General features: G+C 70.3%; 11 protein-coding genes. 5 read left to right on the forward strand and 6 right to left on the reverse strand.

Translation table 11 applies throughout. The features are described from left to right. Positions 1-5: 5 nt before the first annotated feature. Genes ACQ66R_RS17115 through ACQ66R_RS17125 form a run of 3 tightly spaced genes read right to left on the reverse strand, consistent with a single transcriptional unit; the run spans position 6 to position 1,943 of the window. Positions 6-1,226, reverse strand: a complete 1,221-nt coding sequence (locus ACQ66R_RS17115) for an RNA polymerase sigma factor (protein WP_430423898.1) — start codon at positions 1,224-1,226, stop codon at positions 6-8. Further along, positions 1,223-1,576 (reverse strand): YciI family protein, encoded by a 354-nt coding sequence (locus ACQ66R_RS17120; protein ID WP_430423899.1) that lies wholly within the window; start codon positions 1,574-1,576, stop codon positions 1,223-1,225. Before ACQ66R_RS17120 ends, ACQ66R_RS17115 begins: the two co-directional genes overlap by 4 nt. A 13-nt stretch (positions 1,577-1,589) precedes the next feature. Then, positions 1,590-1,943 (reverse strand): YciI family protein, encoded by a 354-nt coding sequence (locus ACQ66R_RS17125; RefSeq protein ID WP_430423900.1) that lies wholly within the window; start codon positions 1,941-1,943, stop codon positions 1,590-1,592. Positions 1,944-2,040: 97 nt separating this feature from the next. Here ACQ66R_RS17125 and ACQ66R_RS17130 point away from each other — a divergent pair, with 97 nt between their 5' ends. After that, positions 2,041-3,396 carry a serine hydrolase domain-containing protein gene (locus ACQ66R_RS17130; RefSeq protein WP_430423901.1) on the forward strand — a complete coding sequence of 452 codons (1,356 nt, stop codon included), beginning with the start codon at positions 2,041-2,043 and terminating at the stop codon, positions 3,394-3,396. Here the strand turns inward: ACQ66R_RS17130 and ACQ66R_RS17135 are convergent. Next, the gene (locus ACQ66R_RS17135; RefSeq protein ID WP_430423902.1) at positions 3,393-4,727 is read right to left on the reverse strand and encodes a dihydroorotase; all 1,335 of its coding nucleotides are present in this window, start codon (positions 4,725-4,727) and stop codon (positions 3,393-3,395) included. The genes ACQ66R_RS17130 and ACQ66R_RS17135 overlap by 4 nt on opposite strands. After that, on the reverse strand, positions 4,720-5,691 hold the full coding sequence (locus ACQ66R_RS17140) for a glycosyltransferase family 9 protein (protein ID WP_430423903.1): 972 nt from the start codon (positions 5,689-5,691) through the stop codon (positions 4,720-4,722). The genes ACQ66R_RS17135 and ACQ66R_RS17140 overlap by 8 nt, the downstream gene beginning before the upstream one ends. Before the next feature lie 62 nt (positions 5,692-5,753). On the opposite strand from ACQ66R_RS17140, the gene ACQ66R_RS17145 reads away from it, so the two are divergent. Beyond that, positions 5,754-6,599 (forward strand): YgfZ/GcvT domain-containing protein, encoded by an 846-nt coding sequence (locus tag ACQ66R_RS17145; protein ID WP_430423904.1) that lies wholly within the window; start codon positions 5,754-5,756, stop codon positions 6,597-6,599. On the opposite strand, the gene ACQ66R_RS17150 is transcribed toward ACQ66R_RS17145, so the two are convergent. Further along, positions 6,570-7,463, reverse strand: coding sequence for an alpha/beta fold hydrolase (locus tag ACQ66R_RS17150; protein WP_430423905.1), 894 nt, complete (start codon positions 7,461-7,463; stop codon positions 6,570-6,572). The two genes, ACQ66R_RS17145 and ACQ66R_RS17150, sit on opposite strands and share 30 nt — an antisense overlap. 50 nt (positions 7,464-7,513) lie before the next feature. Between ACQ66R_RS17150 and ACQ66R_RS17155 the strand changes: the two genes are divergently transcribed. The 3 genes from ACQ66R_RS17155 to ACQ66R_RS17165 are packed head-to-tail and all read left to right on the forward strand — an operon-like array spanning position 7,514 to position 9,044. Beyond that, entirely contained in the window at positions 7,514-8,110 is a 597-nt protein-coding gene (locus ACQ66R_RS17155) for a DNA-3-methyladenine glycosylase I (protein ID WP_430423906.1), read from the forward strand. After that, positions 8,107-8,385 carry a hypothetical protein gene (locus ACQ66R_RS17160; RefSeq protein ID WP_430423907.1) on the forward strand — a complete coding sequence of 93 codons (279 nt, stop codon included), beginning with the start codon at positions 8,107-8,109 and terminating at the stop codon, positions 8,383-8,385. Before ACQ66R_RS17155 ends, ACQ66R_RS17160 begins: the two co-directional genes overlap by 4 nt. After that, positions 8,385-9,044: a ribonuclease HII gene (locus ACQ66R_RS17165; protein ID WP_430423908.1), complete on the forward strand. Its 660-nt coding sequence runs from the start codon at positions 8,385-8,387 to the stop codon at positions 9,042-9,044. Before ACQ66R_RS17160 ends, ACQ66R_RS17165 begins: the two co-directional genes overlap by 1 nt. Positions 9,045-9,074 lie beyond the last annotated feature (30 nt).

Genomic DNA, 9,074 nt, shown 5'->3' on the forward strand with positions numbered 1-9,074 from the left:
GGCGCTCAACGTCCCTGGAGTTCGGCCAGGCGCCGGCCCAGAAACAGCCGCTCGGCCGGCGCGGGGTCCATCGCCAGGGCCGCGGCATAGGCTGTCCGCGCCGCGTCGTAGCGGCCGGCCCGGGCGCTGAGGGCGGCCAGCGCGGCCTGATAGGGCAGCCAGTCCGCCATCTCCTCGACCCTCGCCAACTCGGCCAGTCCCGCCTCGGCGCCCCGCGCCTCACCGATAGCGACGGCGCGGTTCACCGCCGTGGCGGCGTGGGGGCGCAGGCGGGCCAGCACGTCGTAGAGCGCTGCGATGGTCGTCCAGTCGGTGGCGCCGGTCTCGGCGCGGGTGCAGTGTGCGGCGTGGATGGCGGCCAGGATCTGGCGGGGGCCGGAGCGCGCGAACCCGGCCGCCCGTTCCAGCAGGCGGGCCCCCTCGGCGATCAGGTCGCGGCGCCACAGACCGGTGTCCTGCTGATCGGGCGGGACCATGGCGCCCAGGTCGTCCAGGCGGGCGGGCCGCCGCGCCTCGGCGAAGCGGACCAGGGCGGCGAGGCCCAGCACCTCGGGCTCGTCGGGCATCAGGTCGGCCAGCAGGCCCGACAGGCGCAGGACCTCGGCGGCGAAGCCGGCGGTCTCGCCGGCGAGGGCGGCGTCCTCGTAGGCCTGGGCGTAGGCGATCTCGAGCGTGGTGAGGATCGCGTCCAGCCGCTCGGGCCAGGCCTCGCGGCCCGGAACTTCGAAGGGCACGCCGGCGCCGGCGATCTTGCGCTTCGCCCGCGTGATGCGCTGGAGCATGGCCGGCTCGGCCACGAAGAAGGCCCGGGCCAGCCGTTCGGTGGAGAGACCGCAGACCACCTTCAGCGTCAGCGCCGCGCGGCTGTCGGGCGCCAGCGCCGGGTGGCAGCAGACGAAGATCAGCTTCAGCCGCTCGTCGGGGATCGGTTCATCGGCCGCCATCAGAGCCTCCTCGGGCGTCGGCGGTGGGGCGGGTTCTTCCAGAACAGCGCGCTCGCGCACTGCGGCGCGTCGTTTGGCGTCCAGCGCCTTGCGCAAGCCCGCCCGCCACAGCCAGGCCGCCGGGTCGCGGGGCGCCTGGCTGGACCAGGCCGCCAGCGCGGCGGCCGAGGCGTCGGCGAAGGCGTCCTCAGCCAGGTCCAGGTCGCGCAGGCGTCCGGCCAACGCCGCCACCACCCGCGGACGGGCGGCGGAGATCTGCTGGCCGAACCGGTGCGGGCTCATCCGTAGACGGCGAGCGGCCGCACCTCGACCTTGCCGCCGTCTGTCACCGGAACGCGGCGGGCCACCGACAGCGCGTCGTCCAGGTTGGCGACGTCGATCAGGTAGTAGCCGCCCAGGTGTTCGCGGGTCTCGGCGAACGGCCCATCATGCAGGGTCTGCTGGCCGCCCTTGGTCACGACGGTGGTGGCGGTGGAGCTGTCCTGCAGGCCGGAGCCGTCCTTCATCCAGCCCTTGGCGCTCAGGTCGGCGGCCAACGCCATGTGCTTGGCCACGATGTCCTGCAGGGCGGCCTGGCCGGCCTCGCCGGCATAGGCGTCCTCGGGTTCGTAGATCAGGATCATGTACTGCATGTCGGCCCCTCCCTCAGTGCTGGCCGACAGGTCGGACTTCGACCTTGCCGCCCGGGAGGATCGGGATCTTGTGGGCCCACGCGGTCGCCTCGTCGGCGTCCGCAACGTCGACGATGTAGTAGCCGCCCAGCTGCTCGCGGGTCTCGGCGAAGGGCCCATCATGGACGGTCTTGGCGCCGGCGGCGTCCGTGCGCACGGTCCGGGCCGTGCTGGTGGGCTGAAGTTCGTGGCCCGAGAACTCGACGCCGGCGGCGACCAAGGCCTCAGCCAGCTTCATATGCTGGGCGATGATGTCGGCCAGTTTCTTCTGGCCGGCCTCGCCTTCGTAGGCGCCTTCGGGCTCATAGAGCAGAAGCATGTATTTCATTTGGATCCCCGTTCGGCTGAAGATTGCGCGACGCAGAAGCCTGCGTCACCGGGGAGACGGGCGGCGTCCGCCGGATTCGACAGGGGTCTTCGAAAAAATGCGAGCGATCTGGGTGGCGGTGGTCCTGGCCGTGGCGGCGAGCGGGGCGCAGGCGGCGGACGATCCGCACACACGGGCGCTGGCGGCGGGCTACAAGGCCGCCTTCTTGTGCAGCGGTGTCTTCAATGCGGGGCGGCCCGAAGCCGAGATCGCGGCCGACGACCTTGAGGGGATCTATCCCGAGTATCAGGCGCTGGTGCGGACCCTGCCGGCGACGGTGGATCGCCAGGCGAAGACGGTGAGCGTCGCGTTCGACCCGACGCTGCCGCCGCGGATCGCCGCGTGGCGACCGCATCTGGGCTGCGCCCAGCTGCCGATCGGAGCGCGCGTGGATGGTGCGGCGAAGCTGCCGACGCTGGGCATCGTGCGCGAGCCGGGGCCGAAGGCCGCATGGCCGGCGGGTGACGAGCAGGCGACGGGCAAGGCGCCCAAGGCGCTGGCCCCGCTGCTGGCCAAGGCGTTCAGCGACTACGGCGGCAAGACCACGGCTGTTCTGGTCGTGAAGGACGGCAAGATCGTGGGCGAGCAGTATCGGCCGGGCTACGACCTCTACACACCGCAACGCACCTGGTCGGCCGCCAAGAGCCTGACCGCCACCGTCGTCGGCCGCGCCGTGCAGCTGGGCAAGGTCAAGGTCGACGCGCCTGCGAACATTCCGGACTGGAAGGCGCCGGGCGATCCGCGGGCGTCGATCACGCTGGCGCAGCTGATGCACATGGGCTCGGGCCTCTGGACCGACGGGCCGGGCAACCGCACCGACGAGGCGTACCTGGGCGGCGGGCTGGTCACCGAGTGGGCCACGCGCATGCCCCTGGAGGTCGCGCCCGACAGCCGCTTCCGGTACGCCAACAACGACACCCTGCTGGCGGCGCGGTCGGTCCGCGCGGCGCTGGGCGATGGGGCCGACGCCCTGGCCTTCCCGTTCACCGAGCTGCTCTGGCGGATCGGGATGAACCACACCACCCTCGAGACCGACTGGCAGGGCAACTACATCCTCTCCAGCCAGGTCTGGACCACGTCGCGTGATCTGGCGCGGCTGGGGCTGCTCTACCTGAACGACGGGGTCTGGAACGGCGAGCGGCTGTTGCCTGAGGGCTGGGCGAAGTTCGTGGCCACGCCTGCGCCGGCCCAGCCACCGAACGGCCCGGGCTATGGCGCCTTCTTCTGGCTGCACGGCCCGGCCCAGGGCCTGCCCGAGGGCGCCTACGCCATGAACGGCAACCGCGGGCAGTACGTCTTCATCGTGCCGTCCAAGAAGGTGGTCATCGTCCGGCGAGGATTCGACAGCGCCCAGGCCCGCTTCGACGAGGTGCGCTTCGCCCGCGATGTCCTGGCGGCCCTGGAGGCGAACTAGCTCGCCAGGGTTTCCAGGAACCGCACCGCCTCGCCCTGAGACCGCAGAACGATCTCGTCGTCGCGCATGACGACCTTGCCGCGGATGATGGTGGCCTTGGGCCAGCCCCTGGCCTCCATGCCGTCGAAGGGGGTCCAGCCCGAGCGGGTGGCCATCTGCTCGTGGGTGATGGTGCGGCGCGCCTTCAGGTCGACGATGGTCAGGTCGGCGTCGTAGCCCACGGCCATGCGGCCCTTGTCGGCGATGTTGAAGATGCGTTGCGCGCCGTGGCTCGTCAGGTCGACCAGACGCTCCAGCGACAGACGCCCCTCGGCCACGTGCGTCAGCATCAGCGGCAGCAGCGTCTGCACGCCCGGCATGCCTGACGGCGAGGCGGGGTACGGGCGGGCCTTCTCCTCGCGGGTATGTGGGGCGTGGTCCGAGCCCAGGACGTCGGCGACGCCGTTGGCCACGCCGGCCCAGATGCCCATCCGGTGGTAGTGATCGCGGATCGGCGGGTTCATCTGGGCGAAGCCCTTCAGCCGCTCGTAGGCCTCGGGCCCTTCCAGGGTGAGGTGCTGGGGCGTCACTTCCACCGAGGCCACGTCCTTATGGGCGGCCAGGTACTCGATCTCTTCCTTGGTGGTCACGTGCAGGACGTGGATTCGCTTGCCCAGCTTCTGGGCCAGGCGGACCAGCCGGTGGGTGGACTGCAACGCCGACTCTGCGTCGCGGACCTCGGGGTGGCTGGTCCAGTCGCCGGTGCGGGCCAGCGGCCGGCGCTCGGCCAGGCGGTACTCGTCCTCGGAGTGGAAGGCGGCCCTGCGGTTGATGTGGCGCAGGACCTGCTCGATGCCCTCATCGTCCTGCACCAGCAGTGTGCCGGTCGAGGCGCCCATGAACACCTTGATACCGCAGCAGCCGGGGAGACGCTCAAGGTCACCCAGGTAGATGGCGTTGTCGTGGGTGCCGCCGACATAGAACGCGTGGTCGCAGTGCATGCGGCGCTTCGCGCGCTTCAGCTTGTCGGCCAGGCTGTCGGGGTCGGTGGTCGTGGGTTCGGTGTTCGGCATTTCGAACACGGCGACGACGCCGCCCAGGACCGCGCACTGGGAACCGGTCTCCAGGTCTTCCTTCCACTCCAGCCCCGGTTCGCGGAAGTGGACCTGGGTGTCGATGACGCCCGGCATGACCGTGAGACCGGTGGCGTCGAACACCTCGCCCGCGCTGGCCTGGGAGAGGTCGCCGATGGCGGCGAACTTGCCGTCCTTGACGCCCACGTCGGCCATGCCCCGGCCCGCATGGTTCACCACGTCTCCGCCGCGCACGATCAGATCGTAGGTCTCAGGCATCTCGGGGTTCCGTGGCTTTCAGGAGGTCGTTGGCGGCGGTTACGACGGTTTTCACCGGCAGGTCCATCATGTGGCACAGCGCCTGGCCAAAGCCAGGGTCAACCGCGCGGATCGCCTCGAACGACCGGGGGCCACGCACCACCCGCGCGTGCTCGCCCCAGGGCGCATAGAGACGCTCGTCCGAGGGACCGAAGAGGCCGATGGTGGGCGTGCCGGCGGCCGCCGACAGGTGCATCGCACCGGAGTCGTTGCCGATGAACAGCCGCGCCCGCTTCAGGCAGGCATAGGCGGTCAGCACGTCGACCTTGCCCGCGAGGTTGATGAACCGGCGGCCGGCGGAATCCTTGAGCGACCGGGCCAGCGCGTCGTCGCCCGGGCCGCCCAGCACCATCAGCCGCCCGCCCGCCAGGGGGCCGTAGCCGTGCAAGAGGTTCATGGCCACCTGGCTGAACCGCTCGACCGGCCAGGTCTTGCCGATCCAGTTGGCGGCCGGCGCCATGGCCAGGATCGGCCCGGCGCCCTGGGTCAACTCGTCGGCATAGGCCTCGACGTCGGGGCTCGTGAAGATGTGGGGCGGCGCGGGGTCTTCCTCGATACGCAGGGTACGGGCCGCCTCCAGGACCTTGTGGGTCGGCGTGGCGCTCTTCCGATGGATCGCGCGGCGCCGGGTGGTGAGGAACCGGGAGATGCCCGACCCGCGCAGGTCGACCACCAGCCCCCACTTGGTCCGGCGAACCTGCCGCCACAGCTCGAACCAGTGGCTGCCGCTCTTGGACTTCTCGAAGGCGATCACCCGGTCCAGGCCCGGAACATTGGCGAACAGCGGCGCGGCGTCGGGGCCGGCCACGATCGTGAAGCGGGCGTCGGGAATCTCGTCGATCAGCCGCTTGATCAGGCCCGAGGACAGCACCGCATCGCCGATCCGGGTGGCCGTGATGAACAGGATGGGGAAGCCGCGGGACATTTGGCGCTCTCTATAGCGTCCTACGGCTGGCGCTCCATCGCCCGCGGCCCCAGATTGTCGGGATGTCGCCGACTGTCACCTTCGCGCACTTGCAGAGCCGTTCGCTGATCGCCGTGAGCGGGCCGGACTGGCGCAGCTTTCTGCAGGGGCTGATCACCCAGGACGTGGAGACGCCCGCGCCGGGCGTGGCGCGGTTCGGCGCCCTGCTGACGCCGCAGGGCCGGCTGCTCTACGACCTGTTCGTGGTGGAACGCGAGGACGGCGCCTGGCTGGACGTGGAAGCCGAGCACCGCGACGCGCTGATGCAGCGCCTGATGATTTATCGCTTGCGGGCGAAGGTGGAGATCGCGGCGGACGACATGAAGGTGAGCGTCCTGTTCGCCGAGGATGGCGCGCCAGCGCAGCTTGACGGCCCGGGCTGGGCGCGCGACGGGCGATTGGCCGAACTCGGCTGGCGCGGATATGGCGTGGACATGCCGGCCGGCGCTGTCGCGGCGACCGAGGCTGAGCGCGAGGCGCAGAAGCTGCGGCGGGGCGTGCCGGGGCCGAAGGACTGGGGTGTGGACCGCACCTATCCGATCGAGGCCAACTTCGACCTTCTGGGCGGCATCGACTTCCACAAGGGCTGCTTCGTCGGTCAGGAGACGACGTCGCGGATGAAGCGGCGCGGCGTCATCAAGAACCGCATGCTGCCGATCACATACGACGGCGCCGCGCCGCCGTTCGGGACCGAGGTCCTGGCGGGCGAACTGCGCGCCGGCGAGATGCTGTCGGGCGCCGAAGGCCGCGGGATCGCCCTGGTGCGCCTGGACCGGGCGCTGGGCGCGGCGCTCACGGTCGAGGGTCGGCCCGCGCGCGTCGAGGTTCCGGCGTGGATGTCAGCGGCCGTCGGCGAAGAAGCCGCGTAGCAGCGCCAGCGTCTCGTCGGGCTTCTCCTCGGGTATGAAGTGGCCGCAGTCGACGGCCTGGCCCTGCACGTCGTCGGCCCACTCGCGCCAGATCGCCAGCGTGTCGTACCAGGCGGCCAGCGCGGCCTTGGCGCCCCAGAGCACCTGGACCGGGCAGGCGATCTTCTTGCCCGCCGTCTTGTCGGCCTCGTCGAGCAGGCGATCGTAGCCGGCGCCCGCGCGATAGTCCTCGCACATGCCGTGGATCACCGACGGGCTGCGCGCGGCGGCCAGATAGTCGGCGTAGGCCTCGGGGTCGAAGCCGGGGATGGCGCCGCCGAACTGCGCGCGGAACAGGGCGTATTCCGGATCGGCGCCGATCAGGGTCTCGGGCATCGGGTGCGGCTGGGCCAGGAACGACCAGTGCCAGTAGGCCAGGGCGAAGCGCCGGTCGGCCCGCGCCCAGACCTCGCCGGTGGGAATGATGTCGAGGATCGAGACCTTGGCGACCGCGGCCGGATGGTCCAACGCTAGGCGGTAGGCGACGCGGCCGCCGCGGTCGTGCCCGGCGACGGCGAAGCGGTCGAAGCCCAGGCTGGCCATCAGGTTCACGGCGTCGCGGGCCATGGCGCGCTTGGACGAGGTCTCGTTGTCGCGCGACGAGGGCGGCTTGGTCGAGCCGCCGTAGCCGCGCAGGTCGGGGCAGACGACGGTGAAGCTGTCGGCGAGGCCCTGCGCCACCCTGGCCCACATCATGTGGGTCTCGGGGTAGCCGTGCAGCAGCAGGAGCGGCGGGCCCGAGCCGCCGTGGCGGACCCGCAGGCTCACCTCGCCCGCGGGATCCGGAACCGTAATCTGCGACAACTCGAAGCCTTCGAACGCCATCGAAGCACAACCCCTTGTTTCCCGCGGCCGGGTCGGTTGAGAGTCCGCCGATGAGCGAGACCCCGTCCCTGACTCGTTGCGAATGGCCCGGCATGGCGGGCAATCCGATGTACGAGGCCTATCACGATACCGAGTGGGGCGTGCCCGAGTATGACTCTCGGGCGCTGTGGGAAAAGCTGGTGCTGGACGGGTTCCAGGCGGGACTGGCGTGGATCACGATCCTGCGGAAACGCGACGCCTTCCGCGCGGCTTTCGACAACTTCGACCCTGAGAAAGTGGCGCGCTATGGCGAGGCCGACCGGGCGCGGCTGATGGCCGACGCCGGCATCGTGCGATCGAACGCGAAGATCGACGCGGCGATCGAAAGCGCGAAGATCTATCTGCAGATGAAGGCGCGCGGCGAGGACTTCTCGGAGTTCTGCTGGGGCTTCGTGGGCGGCAAGCCGGTGCAGAACAGCTGGACGTCGAAGTCGCACGTGCCGGCCCAGACCGACCTCGCCGTCGAGGTCTCCAAAGCGCTGAAGGCGAAGGGGTTCAAGTTCGTGGGCCCGGTGATCGTCTACGCCTGGATGCAGGCCACAGGCCTGGTCAACGACCACCTGACCTGCTGCGAGCGGCACGATGCGGTGAAGAGGCTGGCCCGATGAGGGCCGCGCTGACTATCGCCGTCGCGCTGGCCCTCGCGGGATGCGAGCACATGTACGGCGGAATGGATCGGGGTCGATTGGTATCGACAGCCGTCCACTATGCAGAGGCCCGGCAACTCCAGGTTCAGGATCCTTCGTCGGCGGTGATTCTCGATGGCGGCGACACATGGGACGTGAACCTGGATCCGCCATGCGACACCTGCGTCGGCGGTCCCATCATCGTTTGGATCAGCAAGATCACCGGCCGGGCGACCGGCCTCCTGGTAATGCAGTAGTGCCCCGCGGGCCCACCTTATCCCTGGAACGCGCCTTCGTCGGCGGTCCTGTCTGCGGCGTCGATGAGGCCGGACGCGGCCCGTGGGCCGGGCCGGTGTCGGCCGGGGCGGTGATCCTGTCCGACAACCCGCGCAAGGTTCCCAAGGGCCTGGACGACTCCAAGAAGCTGACCGCCAAGGCGCGCGAAGAGCTGGAGCTCGAGATCAAGGACCGCGCCGTGGCCTGGGGCGTGGGCTTCGCCACCGTGGAGGAAATCCACGAGCTCAACATCCTGCACGCCACGGGGCTGGCCATGTGCCGGGCGATCGAGGCGCTGTCGGTCCAGCCGGCCTTCGCCCTGGTGGACGGCAACTACCCCTTCAAGCTGCCCTGCGAGGTGAAGACGGTAGTTGGCGGCGACGGCAAGTCGAAGTCGATCGCCGCGGCCTCGATCCTGGCCAAGGTGGCCCGCGACCGCCTGATGGTCGAGATGGATGCGCGCTACCCGGGCTACGGCTTCGCCCGCCACAAGGGCTACAACGCTCCGAGCCACCTCGAAGCCCTGGTCAACATGGGTCCCTGCGAAATCCACCGCCGCGCCTGGCGGCCGGTGAAGCTGGTCCTGGCGGGCATCGACCCCCGACAGGTCGAGCCCGAGCAGGGCGAGCTGGCGCTGTGATTGACCGAATGAATCAAGATTGACCCTGGC

It is taken from the genome of Phenylobacterium sp., assembly GCF_965284355.1.
In the GTDB taxonomy this organism is placed as follows: Bacteria; Pseudomonadota; Alphaproteobacteria; order Caulobacterales; family Caulobacteraceae; genus Phenylobacterium.